Origin of the sequence: Paenibacillus sp. FSL H7-0714, from assembly GCF_038003765.1 — a bacterium.
Classification (GTDB): Bacteria; Bacillota; Bacilli; order Paenibacillales; family Paenibacillaceae; genus Paenibacillus_AQ.
Genome location: NZ_JBBOPT010000001.1, coordinates 3,881,329 through 3,896,457 on the forward strand (window position 1 = coordinate 3,881,329; position 15,129 = coordinate 3,896,457).

At 45.8% G+C, this 15,129-nt stretch carries 14 protein-coding genes; 1 reads left to right on the forward strand and 13 read right to left on the reverse strand.

Annotation, left to right across the window (positions count from 1 at the left end; translation table 11 throughout):
* Positions 1-3: 3 nt before the first annotated feature.
* From NST34_RS17105 to NST34_RS17145, 9 genes are read right to left on the reverse strand one after another with little or no spacing between them, the layout of a single operon-like run.
* Entirely contained in the window at positions 4-3,267 is a 3,264-nt protein-coding gene (locus NST34_RS17105; RefSeq protein ID WP_341128363.1) for a pyocin knob domain-containing protein, read from the reverse strand.
* Positions 3,257-3,580: a hypothetical protein gene (locus tag NST34_RS17110; RefSeq protein WP_341128364.1), complete on the reverse strand. Its 324-nt coding sequence runs from the start codon at positions 3,578-3,580 to the stop codon at positions 3,257-3,259. Before NST34_RS17110 ends, NST34_RS17105 begins: the two co-directional genes overlap by 11 nt.
* Complete coding sequence (locus NST34_RS17115; protein WP_341128365.1) at positions 3,580-4,125, reverse strand: hypothetical protein; 546 nt, start codon at positions 4,123-4,125, stop codon at positions 3,580-3,582. Before NST34_RS17115 ends, NST34_RS17110 begins: the two co-directional genes overlap by 1 nt.
* Positions 4,122-4,952: a baseplate J/gp47 family protein gene (locus tag NST34_RS17120; RefSeq protein WP_341128366.1), complete on the reverse strand. Its 831-nt coding sequence runs from the start codon at positions 4,950-4,952 to the stop codon at positions 4,122-4,124. Before NST34_RS17120 ends, NST34_RS17115 begins: the two co-directional genes overlap by 4 nt.
* Positions 4,949-5,386: a DUF2634 domain-containing protein gene (locus NST34_RS17125; protein ID WP_341128367.1), complete on the reverse strand. Its 438-nt coding sequence runs from the start codon at positions 5,384-5,386 to the stop codon at positions 4,949-4,951. The genes NST34_RS17120 and NST34_RS17125 overlap by 4 nt, the downstream gene beginning before the upstream one ends.
* Complete coding sequence (locus NST34_RS17130; protein ID WP_341128368.1) at positions 5,376-5,702, reverse strand: DUF2577 family protein; 327 nt, start codon at positions 5,700-5,702, stop codon at positions 5,376-5,378. The genes NST34_RS17125 and NST34_RS17130 overlap by 11 nt, the downstream gene beginning before the upstream one ends.
* Positions 5,703-5,719: 17 nt before the next feature.
* A complete protein-coding gene (locus NST34_RS17135) occupies positions 5,720-6,700 on the reverse strand; it encodes an XkdQ/YqbQ family protein (protein WP_341128369.1) in 981 nt (326 codons plus the stop codon).
* Positions 6,701-6,714: 14 nt separating this feature from the next.
* A complete protein-coding gene (locus NST34_RS17140) occupies positions 6,715-7,344 on the reverse strand; it encodes a hypothetical protein (RefSeq protein ID WP_341128370.1) in 630 nt (209 codons plus the stop codon).
* A 3-nt stretch (positions 7,345-7,347) separates the two neighbouring features.
* Positions 7,348-11,511, reverse strand: coding sequence for a hypothetical protein (locus NST34_RS17145; protein WP_341128371.1), 4,164 nt, complete (start codon positions 11,509-11,511; stop codon positions 7,348-7,350).
* Positions 11,512-11,721: 210 nt separating this feature from the next.
* Here NST34_RS17145 and NST34_RS17150 point away from each other — a divergent pair, with 210 nt between their 5' ends.
* The gene (locus NST34_RS17150) at positions 11,722-12,456 is read left to right on the forward strand and encodes a hypothetical protein (protein WP_340969958.1); all 735 of its coding nucleotides are present in this window, start codon (positions 11,722-11,724) and stop codon (positions 12,454-12,456) included.
* Between the two features lie 146 nt (positions 12,457-12,602).
* Here NST34_RS17150 and NST34_RS17155 read toward each other — a convergent pair whose 3' ends face one another.
* From NST34_RS17155 to NST34_RS17170, 4 genes are all read right to left on the reverse strand, one after another.
* On the reverse strand, positions 12,603-13,013 hold the full coding sequence (locus NST34_RS17155) for a hypothetical protein (RefSeq protein ID WP_341128372.1): 411 nt from the start codon (positions 13,011-13,013) through the stop codon (positions 12,603-12,605).
* A 63-nt stretch (positions 13,014-13,076) separates the two neighbouring features.
* A complete protein-coding gene (locus NST34_RS17160) occupies positions 13,077-13,520 on the reverse strand; it encodes a phage tail tube protein (protein WP_060622117.1) in 444 nt (147 codons plus the stop codon).
* A 3-nt stretch (positions 13,521-13,523) separates the two neighbouring features.
* Positions 13,524-14,876, reverse strand: coding sequence for a phage tail sheath subtilisin-like domain-containing protein (locus NST34_RS17165; RefSeq protein WP_341128373.1), 1,353 nt, complete (start codon positions 14,874-14,876; stop codon positions 13,524-13,526).
* Entirely contained in the window at positions 14,857-15,102 is a 246-nt protein-coding gene (locus tag NST34_RS17170; protein ID WP_341128374.1) for a hypothetical protein, read from the reverse strand. Before NST34_RS17170 ends, NST34_RS17165 begins: the two co-directional genes overlap by 20 nt.
* Positions 15,103-15,129: the final 27 nt, after the last annotated feature.

The following is a 15,129-nucleotide window of genomic DNA, read 5'->3' on the forward strand; positions in this document are numbered from 1 at the left end:
AGGTTATTCCTCCTTAAGTATTGCTGTTATTACAGGCGTTGTTACACTATTGGACGTTAGTGTAACAGATATTGCTAACCCAGTGTCAGCTACAAAGAATGCGGGAACAAATGCATGACTTCCCGCTTCTAATTGATCTAGCGGGCAAATGTCATAAGTCTGAATACCCATAATGGAGTCTAAGTATTTCACGCTAATTTTTATATTGGACGCGTTAGGTAGTGATAAGTAGACACTCAGTGTAAATGCTCCTTTGGCTGTAGGAGTATATCGTAACACTTCAACGTCAGTTGCAGGACTACTTATAGACTGCTCTAGTGTCTTTGATACAGTACTAGACGCCCCCGCAATTTTACCGTTACTATCCCGTACAGGTATAGTGTTAGGTGTAGCATTTACGTCTGAGGATCTTCCTTGTAGTGTGGAAGATGTGCCGTAAGATACTGTGGTGTTGAGAATATTAGTGATACCTGCTTCATTAGGGATTACTGACACTGTCCAAGGACTCCCAAGTCCCGAAGCTCCTGCATGACTAGCTAAAACTTCAGATACCTCTATGGAAGGGTAGTTCCATGAAGATACCGGATTGCCAAGAAGGATACAGCACTTAGACCCATCATAGGCAAATCTTACGGTACCGAACGGGATAGCTCCCTCAGCGTATGCGGAAGTATTAGTCCATCCTGTGGTAAAGTTATATCCTCCTAGTGTAAGCTCCCAAGCTCCCTTCCCTGTGGAGTAATCATATCCACTAATTTTAATCCGCATCATAGCAAGATTCCATCCGACAGGAAGAGTAATTTTTATTGTTCCCTTTACATCAGCTGCTCCCATGAAATAGGATGCTACGTTATTGTATTTGTATGATGTAGCACTATGCTTTCTAACTAGTGGCGCTTCCATCGTTCCTCCAGCACTAGTTATATCAGATACCCAAGAAGTCCACGTACTTGATCCGGTTCTCCCGCGCGTGTAGATAGTACCGTTAGTGCAGTCCATTATTTCTTGTTTAGCGTAATTCGTTGTTACATCTGCCATAGTTACGTTTAGTATGCCGTAGATCACTCCGGCAGGAAAATTCGTTAGCCCTGTTGGTTGAAAAATGGAGTAACACCCGTTTGTCGTAAAAGCGTTTATGTCTGAGCCATTCGGGATCATCCATCTACTCAAAAATAGAATTGAATCGTTATAACCAGTCCACAGTTTAACCCAATTCTGCCAAGCACCGTTGTTTACCTTACGGCGTACAAAAGTATTCCCTGCTGTCCCGAAGAACATCTGCCATATCCAGTTAACATCAGTATGTGTTTCTCCTTGGCTTACATGAATCATCACTTGTCCATACTCACCAGAAGAAGGAGTACCGACGGCATTTGCATTTACACTATAGGTACCCGCTGTATACGCCGTATCTAAGTTAGACAATGCGGAGATACCACCTAAGTCATTGTAGGTGTTAACACGTGCTACTTTGACGTTAACATCTACACCAGCGTAACCATTAGCTACATTCTTTTTGTCCGCTCCCTCAATTTCAACCCAAGTACTCCATACATTAAGTTTTCTTATGCGCTCGTATCTAAGGGGTTTGTCTCCAGCCGTACCACTCATAAGCGTAGCTCGTTGAAGTACAAACTGTGAATTCTCGGTGTGTTGTTGTACTTCAATGTAATACCATACATTAGCCGTTGTTGGTGCATTAACTAGTGCTATGCCGTTATAAAACCCGTTAGCTAGTACGGTGTCTAAGTCGGTACCGTTTGGTAGCTTAATATTTTTTCCGCTGTTATCCGTTAGTAGGTGCTTCTGAATTAAATAACCGGACTGAGTTACAGTATCATCTGGAATGGTCTGTACTGCTATAGGGAGAGTGGTAGCGGCAGTACCTGTATAGGGAGTGCCTAAAGTGAACGGCTTGGTGTTAAGTGTTGATTGCGATGTAAGCCGCTTAATATGAACAGCATACCCATTACCGTTACTTGTTCGTGCATCTATGGTAATACGCCATTGGCTACTAGAAGCGCTCCAATACGCGTCTGAGATAGATAAACAGCTAACTATAGGACCAGTAACTTCCGTGTACTGGGTTAACTGACTGTTTATAGTACCCGATGTATTAGTCATAATGTTGAAACGCTTGGTCATTCTGCCTACGTTGTTCTGGTTACCAAATGTGCCTGTGACCGTCACTTCAAAAAAACCAGCAAGAGCACCTGTAGTGCTTAAGTCTACTTTTTGGTTAGCTACATTATGTGTAAAGCTAAATGTGTGTACAGTCTCAGTAGAAAACTCCTTTAGACTGATTCCGTCCCCTAGCATATATTTCGCTACGTCCATGGCAGGAACACCGCTGGCAGCACCTTTCTGTACCAAGGGAATAGATGCGTTCTTGGCGTTAGTCTCTGCTGCATTCCACGCAGTACGCTCTGCAGCTGTGATGTGGACTGTAGTATTGTCTACATGTGTCTTAGTCGCAGCGAGCGTGATATCAGGGGTGTCAAAAGGATTGGCTTTGCCTGTGATAGCTTTAAAATACTTAGTTATCCATGAGAACCACTGAGTAATAGTGCCCGTTAAACTATAGGGAGTAGTAATCGAAGGATCCGCTGTACGATTACCTATCGTTGCATCTGTAGCCGATCCCGCAGCACCAGCTCCAGGTGTAAGCCCAGCTAACTTCGCCTTCTCTGCAGAAGAATAATCCTCTGTTGAAAGTTGTTTGCCTGATACCTTGTCCACTTTTCCCGAGAGCTGGTTGGTGACTGTGGCCGCAAAGTTTGGATCATTATTCAGTGCATCCCCGATTTCTTTAAGTGTATCGAGAGCGTCCGGTGCAGCACCGACCACAGCTTGAATACGCTGGTCAGTCTCCGTTTTGCTGTAAGTAGATGACTTATCTGCCTTTGCAAGCAGCGCGGTATCTGCATAGGTTTTGGCAGCTGATAGAGCAGCATCTGCTTTAGTCTGAGCACCTGCAGTTGTCTCCTTGGCTTTCCATTCCGCTCTTTCAGCAGCCGTTATGTGCTTAACTGTATCTTTTTTATGTGTGTCAATATCCGCAGCGTTTTGATCTGCCAGTTCATGGACGGTCTCAATACCATCTTCTATGTGATTCAAACGCTGAGATGTAAGACGTGTACCTTCTTGGACCAGTTCATACAAAGGCCTCCCGGTTTGTGGGTCAGTCTTTTGCTTTCCCGAGGAATCCTTTATCGGCTTGGTCAAGTCGGGAATCTCGTCCTTCCACTGCTGCTTGTTATACACCACCAGCATTCGCCTCCAATCTCAAAACAAATTCAAAGGCAATTAAAAACCCCTTATCGTTTTTAGTTACGAGAAGGGGTTGATCTGCCAGTATATTACCTTCAGCATCCAGCAAGGCTGCGCCTAAAAGTTGTTTGCCGATGGCTTGAGTCTCCGTTATATAAATGTACTTTCGAACAGACATACCAGACACAATTGTGTTGTAAATAGGATACGTCGTCTGAACGCCTCCTATATTCACCCGCGCTCTGACGATGTGGCCATTCAAATTCGAAATCAACTTCTCCAGAAGCAACTGCTTAATAACATCTGCCATTACTCCCCTCCTCCAAACGGAACTTCAAACCCGCAAATCGGGAAGTCCACTCCATGCGAGTAGCCAGTACCTTTTATATTAATGACTTGCGTCGGAACTGCTGAACTAAATACTGCACGACGAATATGAACCGGACGCACGTATTCAAAATCAGCCTGCAGACCTGCCATGTTAAACGGTTGAACTAAGGAAAATTCAAAATGGATCTCTTTTGCTAAAAAGTCCTCAGAAACATTTTTCAGCTTTCCATGCTGATTCCCTAGTTCCCGCAATAGAGGTAGCTTAAAAGGTCGATCGCCCCAGCGCTTCCGGCGTATCGCCTCTCTACGTTCATCGTCACTTCCCTCTTGAGTCTTCCGGAAGTACATCCACTCCCAAATCCACAATGACCAGGTTGATCTCCTGAGTATAAACTGATTGCTCAAATCGTCTATCGTCTGCAGGCGATCATCCATTTCTTTCTCAAAAACAGAAAAGTGCCGGTCCGCCATATCAATTTCGTACCAATAAGGTGGCAGCATTTCACGATATCTCAGCGGGATCATAACAAGATCACTTCCACTCTTAAAACTGACGATAAGGGGAGAACAATATCCTCTACATCACCATTAAGGGTTAGATTCTCGTAATCCTCTACGCCAGGTAGCAGTAATAAGGCAGCCACATAATTGTATATTAGTTTGGAACGTCCACTCGCGTAATCCAATACACGCTGCTGAATGGTTGCCGCCAGCACAGTCAGATCTGTTCCGCTAGACGTTAGCAAGCGTGTCTCTAAGCGTACATTAAAGACCGGAGCCGGATGTACCAATAAGTCATGCCCAGCGATCCGACGCTCCTCCCACATCCATGCTTTGACCGTCTCAGCAAATTCCTCAGTAATCGGCTGTCCGTTCAGGTTGGTCAAGTAAAGATCAATGGAATTATCATGCCGTTCTTTTTCACGGGCAATGGCTCCACCCACACCTGCCATCTCAGTGGCCCAGGTTTCATAATCTTTGCGACGTCCGCTCCCAATTTCGGTAGCAGCACGTTCAAGCATACGCAAGCGAAATGTATCATCACTCTCACCTTCCTTGCGGGTAAGACCTGCAGCCCATCCGTGACCATCGAGATACTCAGAGTCCGCCCAGATGGGAAAGCCCTGAAGGAATCCATAAGTCCATAGCATTTGCTGTTCGGCAAGCTCCAACGCAAGAGGATACCACAAATCATAAAAGTACTCCCCTTCTCCTGTTGGCGGCGGTGGTAACCCTCGTTCAAGCGCCAGGGCTATGGCACGGTTCACCCAACGCTGATAGATTTCCTCTGGCTCTTCTTCTAGGATAGGCATGTAGGGGAGTGACGGTAAATCACTCAGTTTAATGGTCATACACTAATCGCCTCCTCCAGTTCCACTTGACCCGCTAAGCCAGTTATCAATATTCTAAGATGCATCTCCTGTCCTTCTCGCACCATCGATCGCACCTCAGCACGCACAATCTCAGTATGAGCAGTCAAAGCTTCCTCCATATCTCGTTTGATCTCTACATCTTCCCAAGTAGACCACTCCGATCTCTCCACGCCAACTTCTTCCCCATACAAGACATAACGAAAGCGTTCTGTATTAAGGATTTTGAGTGCTGTCTGAACTAAGTACTCAGCATAAGAACCTGTCTTCTTCGGTTGGCCATCTTCAGTGAGTACGGCACGCCGGTTACGGTAATCTATCATGTAAGTCCATTTTGTAGCCGATACAACCGATTCTGTAAGCTCGACTTCTCCAATGTCCGATATGTCCAAATCAGGAAACAAGCTATCCGCCACTACTGCCCACATCCTTTCCGAGTACATAATAACGTTGGCCTGTCATGCGAGAAACAATAAGCTGATCTCCAACCTTCAGTGGGCTGTGGATCGTTAGGACACCGGTTAACTTTGTAACCTCAAGTTGCTCAACCTCAAAGACTGCATCGATACGGCGTTCCTGCAGATATTCTGCAAAGACCAGTTTATCTGCAGGATAAGGTTCCGGGTCACCTTCTACCTGTATTTCCGGTTTACTTGGCCAACTCAATAATGTCGCACGTTCGGTATCTCGGGCGTCAATATGACCTTTCGTCTTTTCCTTCAACAAATTCAAAGCATCATTTAGCAACGTTACTCCCTTCTTTCCAGCTCAAGCTTCACAGTGTATAACCCATTCTTAAAACTGCTCTCGGCGGACTCTACAATCCACCTGGAGGTATGGTCCGTTTTGATCAACACCATCCAGCCAGCCCGAAGCCCTGTCAGCGTGTGGTCCTCATGCTTTACAGTAATTTTCTTAATCTGCTTCGCCTGCGACAAAGCCTTCAGGCGTTGCGTAGCGATCGTGGCCGGGTCCTCATCTTCCTCAACCTCGATGATCTCTTCCATTCGACCCATGGCTTGAACTGCACCGGCTGCCATCTTAGTTACTGATGAAGCAAGCTTATCGTCCTTATACTTCTGTGCGGTGACGACTGTATAAGTCTCCTCAATGCTATAACCAGCGTTGCTAGCCTCCATCTGTTCCGGGATAAAGACAGGAACAAGGGTGTTCGTTCCCTCCCTAACTACCTGCAGGTAGAAACTAGTATCCGTCCGGACTACATCTACATGATAACGATAGCCGCTACGCTCATATGCCTTTTGCAGCACATCCAAGATAACTTCTGAATGGAACATCGTTCCATAACGTTCATCTAGGTTAAACCCTAATGCAGGACATCGAAAATCAATTCCGGTAGTTTTGATATAACGCTGAAGCTCAGCACCGGCTTCACCCTTTAGGTATGGGCGTGTGCCTTTGTTCTTCGCTAAATACCAACTCATCTCCCGCGCTTCAACCTCCCATTCATCTGTGAACTCATTTTGTTCATACTTGATGATGGGACCATGAAAAAATTGGTTCTTGTGATGAAGCACTCCCACACCTTTAAGTCGCGATGAAAAGCACATCAGCATACCGGCTACCTTCAGTTCAGCAGCGTTACGAAGTCGAACAGTTGCGCTACGTGCGATTTCATCTCGTACTGAAGACCAGGACAATTCAACTGCCGCATCCGTCAACAGCTGCCGATTACTCTCCTTTCCGTAAAGAATCGCAAAATTGTCCATTTTAATCCCGCCCTTTATTTAACACTAGAGTTCTTGTCCAGAATTCGTTCCTTTTGAACCAAATAATCAAAGTTTCCCTTTTTATTGTCGGCAGCTGTTTTTGCTTCGGCTTTCTTCTGCTTATCACTCTTCTTAGTTTTATTTTTACTATCCGTTTTCCCCGTTGTATTAGGCCGACTTTTGGATGACTTGGTTATGATTACCCCAGGCTTTAAGAGTTGCTTGGTGTTGGAGTACGAAACAATTTTAACTGGGTTGAACTCAATGAAATTAAATGTGATATGCAAATTCGCCTGACCATCTTTATACGTAGCCTCGAAACTCTCAAACCACATAGTCTGCGAGAACAGCGATTCGAAGTTAATAACAACCGGCTTGAGCTTCCATTCCTCCATCAACTTCCAAGCCTGTTCTGGAGACTGGTAAGCCACCGTCTCTTTGCCGGTTTCCCAAAGTTCCTCCCAGGTCCGTGGGAAGATCACAGAAAAAGAGACCCGCTTCAGCTTTGAAGTGAGTCTCTTACTTGTCTTCTCTTCACCTGTGATTACAACAAAGGAATCTATCTCATTGCTGCTGGTGATCTGGATCTCTGCCGGTGTAATTGGAAATGTGAAGCGATTCTTATCACGTATCATAGTCAGCATGATTTATCCCCCACTTTCCAGAGCATTGTACAACTCCTCGCCGAAAACCTTGCGGAACAACGCTCGTCCCTGTGGACTGGTCAGCATCTTCGCGAATTCTGCAAAGTTTGTAATTCCCTTTGCCAGTTCACCAAAATCGATGTTGATGTTTTCAATTACGATATCGCGGATCGCTGCAGGTGCCTGCGCCAATGTCTTCGCTACCGGGATACTGGACGATCTCATACCAACCGCACCACCATCTGCGTAAGGACGAACTCCAAGTAAGCTCCCCGCCTGTTCCCACAATGCTCTTCCTCGTTTACTCCGCTGCCGCGAAAGTGGAATGATCATCTCCGGTCCGGCTTCACCGACCAGGCCCATGTGTGGAGCACTGATAAGCCCACCATCAGCGTATTTCTTCTTAAGTTTTTTTCGTCGGCCAAAGAATCCAGAAATGCCATCATACATTTTCGTGGCCAACTTCTCACCGCCGATTGTTCCTAACAGCCCCCCGATTGCACCGCCAACGGCTGTACCTACACCAGGCATGAGAAAGGTACCAAGCATTGCACCCGTTGCAGCACCACCTAAGATCCCGCCTCCAATTCCACCAGCTACCTTAGCAGTCTGTCGCCCGCGGTTTCCTTTGCCAGCAAAGAGGATATCCCAAGCATCCATGGCATAACCAACAGGTCGAACCACTTTACCAAGAAGTTTTGTACTTCTGGCAAAAGTCTTCATATTGGCAGCCTGCCTACGCAATTGATGACCGGTTGCTCGTATCTTATAAGCATCTGTGAGACTACTGGCTTTACTCATGGCCTTGGTATAACGCTTCATGCTTTGCTTCTTTACCATTTCAAGTGATCCATGGATCCCTTCTGCATAGCCGGCTCCGTAACCTATTCTGTCGTTGTTATCATCAATGTAGGCTTTAGCCTTGTAAGCTTGAGTTCGGAAAGGCTGCGCGCCAACAATCCCTCCGTTTGCGTAAGCCCGAACGCCCAACATTGCTCCCGCACGTTCCCACAGTTCCACCCCGCGTTGCCGGCGCCCTGCAGAGAGAGGAATAATGGCCTCTGGTCCAGCTTCACCGACCAACCCGATATGAGGTCGAGTAATAATATCGCCGTTTGCATAAGCGGCACCACCACTGGAGTTGGGAAGACTCGAGGTAACAAATGATTTCGCCGCACCTGCTCCAGTCAGGGTGTTCAGAATACCCATAGCACCGATTGCTGTCGACTTAAGTTCAGGAAATTTACTCTGCATCCCCTTGGAAATCCTCGTAATAATGGTACTGCCCCATCTTTCACTCTGACTCGTAACTGTTTGTATCGATAGCAACTGCTGCTTCGTCTCATCGGTCGCCGTCTTTACTGCAGTCCCGATTCCGAGCATACTAGCTCCCGCTGCACCAGCACCCTGAACAATTCCAGCAGTGCTGGTTTTCGTGGTTACACCTAACTGCTGAGTCTGTCCAGCTGTTTTCTGTGCAGCTACTCCAACAGCTTGCACATTTTGCTGAGCATTACCCGATTCTGTGCTTTTCCACGCGCCAACAAATGTGTTTTTAATCTTATCGACCGTTTCCTTAACACCGCTCTCGTTAACAGCACTGGTCAATGCGGTCTTTAATCCATCCTTGGCCACATTGGCCCGGAAAACGTTGAAGGTCTCCTGTAATTGTTTTTCTCGTTCCGGTGTCAAGTTACCAAAGGTGATCTTGGCTTCAGGTACTACTTTAGCGGTAACTGCAGGCTCTTCCTTCTTCTTTCCTTTACCTGTAATCCAATCACCGATCGAATAGATACCATCTACTGCCTTTTTCGTCCATCCAGCATTATCAGCCAACGAACCGAGCTTTTCACCAATCAATCCACCTGCTGCTGCACCTACTGCAGTGCCTATTGGTCCAGCTAACGAACCAACAACACCGCCCAGGATTCCCCCTGCTGTACCTCCTACCAATGATCCACCTGTAGACGATACTCCGGCTTTAAGCCCATCATCTTTTGATGCTTGATACAGGTCATACCCTGACAATCCAATGCCCGCTACAGTACCTGCAATTCCTAATGCTTTTACGGCTTTGGTCCCGCCTTTGGCTAACCCTTTTAACACCCCTCGGCGAGCCGGTATATCAGATACATCCGAAATGATATCCGGAATAGCCGATGTCCCCCGAAGCCGAGCGGTATTACGATATGTGACTCGTCCCCGTCTTGCGGCTACATCTGGAATTGAATCGACATCTGGAATATTGGTAGTTCGTGTGCCCCGACGTGCTCTAATCGAGCCACCTGTACTGCTGTCGCCTGTCGTTGTTCGGGTGCTAGAACCAGCGGCGCCGGTGCGCCCGCGCCGGGATAACCTACTTCCTGTTCGACCACCCTGCCCGCCAAGAGAGCCACCCAGGCCGCCAGTTTCATTAAGATAAACAACACTGGCATTTACAGTCATGGATGATAAAGAACTCAGGCTGTCACCCAAGCCTCCACTTGATCCACCAGTGGTGCCACGTCTCAGAGTGAATCTACGGCGGGTGGAAGTATTGACTTCTTCAATTGGGTTTGAAGTAGGGGTATTGCCTCTCCATCGCCCGCTCGCCTTGCTTAAATCATCTAAAATCCCCTTTCCAAATTTAACCCCTTTTATAGCTGCTATACTGCCCCCGAGGATCAGCAAAGAATTATTAATTGTTGAAAAGTGATCGCTATACAAACTTGTCGCTTTACTTATAAAACCGACTATTTTTGAACCCAGTTCTTGTATTTCATCTTTGTTTTCCGTGATCAGAGTATTGAATTCTTTAAGCGCTGGAAGAACTGCTGTTGATAGATTCGCTCCCAACTCCTGCATTTGCTGATCGATCTGCGCACGAGTCTGAATAATATCCTGCATCGGATTCGCGGCCTGTTGAGTTTGGACCATTCTTTCCGTCGTCCCTGCAATACCAGAAGGTGCAGGTTGAAAAGGTACTTGAAAGGTCTTAAGTACAGCACTTCCGTTGTCTTCCGCTGTAGCCGATCCAAGGGATACTAGAGAAGCTTTCAACTCACTCTGTGACTGACTGGCTAAATCAGCAACTAGGGCCATTAGCGCTCCTTTTGCACGTTGCTCCTCACCGGAGTTAATGTCACTAGTAAATGAGGCAGCTTGCTTTGCTGCGTCGTTCTTACCAGCTCCGCGCAGAGTGAAATACTTCTCCATGTCCCCTACATCGAGAGCCTTCACGCCGAATGTCTCTTTGATAAAATCGGCAGGCTTATCGAAATTGAAGGCTCCCTCCTTCACGCTCTGTGTCAAGAAGTTGGCCATTTGACCAGAGTTTGCACCGGTGTTTTTGAAATAACCGCTGTACTCCCAAAATGTGTCGAACAGATCTTTCTGTCGATCTCCCACTTTTTCATAGGCATATATCATGCTGTCAGTTACAGAAGCATAAGTTTCACCGAACGTGTCAGCTGACTGCGCCAGTGCGCGATTGATCTCTTCGAACCCTCCATCTGGCAGGAGATATTTCATCATTGCTGAAGCTCTCAGAAACTCGCTAGTTTGCGATTTATCCCGGACTAGTGTGGCAATATCTGCTAATTGTCTGGCCCCTTCCGTCTGTGAAGGAATAATGCCCTGAATATTTAGATCTTTCACGGTCTGAAGACCTTGATCACGTGCAGCTGTAGGCAATAAGGCCGCGCTTCGGGAAGCTTCAGAATAGTAATCCATGACATTCCCGAATAATGCGTCTTTGATTCCACCGCCTAGAACTAGAGCTCCTGCAGTTGCTGCAATCGTTGTAATTTTGGAAGATATACCATCAAGGACTGTGCTAACCTCATCTTGTGCTCTTAAGTGCACCCGGGAATCACTCATTCCGCGAATCTCCGAATCTGCCCGAGATGCCGAACGTCGCAAATCATCCGCACCTGAACGAGCACGACGGAAAATATCATCCACGCTAGTACGCCCTAGTCGACGCGTCTCGTCCGCTGCGCCACCAATGTGACTTCCTAATTCATCTGCTGCGCTCCTGGATCGTCGAAGATCAGATACAAGGTTGTCTCCCAGTTGTCCAGAAGCTCGACGAAAATCTAGTAAATCATTAGTCGCCCCAAGAATGGCTTTCCGCATATTCTGGACAGCACCGGAAATAAGATCCCGCGCTTCGAACGGAACCGTCACTTTTGTTGTCGCTGCTATAGTTGTTCACCCCCTTGCATTTATAGATATAGATATGGGTCTCTAAGTACTCGTAATAAAAATCTACGAAGCAGGATTGTTAAACAAATTCACGAATATCTGTGGATGAACATATCGTTAAGTTCGTATAAGGATTTAATCAGATATAACGCAAAAAAATTATTAATAAATTTTTTATTGAGGAGAAGTATTATGAAAAAAGTAATGATATTATTATTTTTTTTGGTTCTTATTGGTTGTTCTCATAATGAAAGAAGTAAAGTTTCTACAAACGACTCATTAAATACAAACCTAAATGAAACAATAGAAATTGGGACAATTGTTGAAACAAAGGCAGAATCAAGTGAACTCCCTGGGACTATTGATGGATCAGAAACGTTTAATCAGGATAGCTCTGACGTAAATCCAAGCAACTCTAATAGCACCTTAGAAAGCCATTCTAATTTAAGTGAAGACGAAGCACTAAAATTAGTGAATACTAAGCTGAATCAAGAGCAATTAAGGATTTCGTCTATAAAAATAGTTGGAACTGATGATAAAGGGAATTACATAGTTAAACAATCGAGTAAAGCTACAACTGAAGTGATGGAGTGGTACCACGTGAATCTAATTACACAAGAGATTAGTTGCGAGATACTTGGAGGCACCTGTCTTGATCACAACACTCCCCTGGTTACAGATGATAAAAATGAACTTTCCTTGGAACAACAACAAGCCTTAGAACTTGCTAAATCATTTGCAACTGATAATTTAGTTCAGTACGGCTACGTCGATAAACTGACGTATGTTGAATTTTCTCATATGGAAAATGAAAATTTTGTTTTTCAAATTTATAATCCAGGATCTGGGGGGACAGATACAATTGATTGGTTAACTGTGGATCTAGACCAAGGTTCTGTTGTTTCAAAATTCAAGTTAGATAAATAAAAATCCATATTATTTTCTAAGAGCTCTCATGGCTTCTTCTTCGGCTACCATACCAGCCGCAAGACAGAAAAAATACTGCCGCTGTTTATCCACCTCATAAGGTAGAATTTCAGCCGGCAGCCGCTTCTGGTTAATCCAAAAGGATGCTACCCAGCTTGCTTCTCCGTCTTGCTTGATGAGTTTTTTGCTTCTTTCATAAGTTCGTCCTTTGTTTCTTGGAAATTACGCACAGCTTTGCTAAGCTCCGAATAATCAGCAGGATTGTCTAGAATACGCGGTGGCAGCTCATATTTACTGGTGCAATTGAAGGCGAGTAGTAAATCTTTATTGTTCCAATCAAATTCATGTTCGGTTGCCTTAACGATCATGACGTCGATCTCGTTATAGGAATCTTTCGGATCACCATTTTCCTCATAGGCCAGCTCATAGGCTCGGCGTACCTCAATAGTGGTCAGGCGGCGCACAGACCATTCTTCTCCGTCTGCCTGCACAGTAATGGTATCGTCTTTACGACCTGATTTGCCTTTGGATAGGTATTTTTCTAGTTTATCGCTCATAGTGATTCTTCCTCCAATTTTTTTATCGATATGAAATAAAGAAAAAGAGACGGTTACCCGTCCCTATGCCATATAATCCGGAAACTGTTCAATAAAATCAAAATCATTCGCCGTACCAGAAAGTGTGATATCGATGCCATTGTTGTCGTCAATCTTGGCAACCAGCAAATCCATTTCATCATGAATATGCACACCGCTGATCATCACTCGTTCTACATTACCCGTCTGCATGTCCTCAAGAGAGCCGGTGATCCGGTCCAGGAACATCGTCTTACCCGCTTTGAAATCAGCCAAGAGCCGGTAACGAAGAGAGGACTCCAATTTTGACATAACCAGCTTTACGGTGATCTCATACCCGACAATCTGTTTCGTCTTAGACATCTTCCGAGCACGGATAATATCCAATGTTTCTGGCTTCAGAATAACCTCTACTTCTTTAATGGTCTGAATCGAGTCGCCATTGTCATCCTGCACGGATAAATTACGGCCAATAAGTTCGCGTTCCATCTTTTACGCCACCTCCCAATCAATATTGAAGATTTCAATCGCGTCCAGCGGTTTTGCCGACAGGGAGAAGTAAGCATAATCCATGTCACTGATCTTCGTTGGATGCTCGGTAAATGTAAATTCTGAGCCAATCGCCTTTTGTTCAGCACGTGTCTTCAGATAACTGACTACCGCTGCGATAAACATCCCCCGACCATCCTTGTCGTTGTCCAACTTTGCCTTGTTTGCTTTGCCAGCAGCGTAGATGTCATTCAGGATTTGGTCAATCGTCATGGAAACTCGAATCTTACCGAAGTCCTCCCGTTCCCCTGCCCCAAGTGTGGTCAATGTGTTCACTGCCGACTCAATAATATAGTCGTAACCGTCGCGGGTAGCCATCAGTGTGCCTTCGGCCAACCCCTTCAAAACTTCGCTATGACTCCAGTCCACTAGAGCTTCAGTCATTGGTACCTTAACACCCGTAAATGATTTATTCGCCGGTGTTCCAGCTACAAGCCCAGCCACCCATGCTGCCCAGTGAAGAGAACCATAGGTCTTACCATTGGTGTGTTCACCAGCCAAAGAGCAATTGATGATAAACCGGGCATTGGCCGCGCGACTGCGCGTATTATGATCTTCAATGTCATCATCAGTTTCCAATGCCCCTGCAATGACCAGCTGTGCAAGCTTGCGAGCCTTGGTGCGGCGATCCAGCAACCATTGTTTCGCGGCTGCCTGAACCGAAGCTTCAGAAGAAGGCAAGTACACGACATCAAACACTAAACCATCAATCCGATTAAAAATACCGCTCCAATTGGCTGCCGTAATCGTTGCAGTGCCGGTGATTCCACCGGCTAACTTCGTGTAGGCAACATCAGCCAACACCGTTGCGCCTGTGTCCTTAAAACGCACCATGTTAGACTTTTTCAGAGCATTGATAGCTTCAGTTTTATCAGCGACCAAGAACGTCTCAGTATCATAGATACCTTTCGTATCCCGAATGACAATCTCTTTCTTTGTTGAATCTACCAGGCTAGCTCGAATAAGATACTCAAAATCATTTCCACGAGTACCTGGATAACGAGCTTCTATAGTGTAGCTACTAGCTACAGCAACCGAGGCAGCTACCTCATTTCCATTCGTAACCCTATAACCCACTACCGTTGCGCCATTCTCTGCAGCCAGTTCCAACTCATCTACAAGTAGGCCAGATTCCTTGAAACGCTCGGACTGATCCGCCATATCCACTGCTTTATTTGGCAATCCCCACTCCGCTTGATACGGTACCAAAACACGGCCAGATACTGATAGGATACGAGACTTCGCAACCGCCTGCAGCTCCACATATGCACCTGGTCTATTCCTTTGTATCGACATTCACTGTTTCCTCCTTTGTTTTCAGTCCCAAATAGGCCTGCACCTTTTGAATAACTTCCTGCTGAGACAGCAGGGCATCATCTTCACAATCAAAAAGAGCGCCTGCAATCTCGAAGCGTTCCCGCTTCAAAACTACTGCGCTCTCAATCCATTCCTTCTTGCTTCGATTGTTCAGGGTATCAAGAACAACATTAGTAGGTTGGCGAATCTGTTTTTTTATGTTCATATTTTAGTGCTCCTCCCTTTTTCTGAC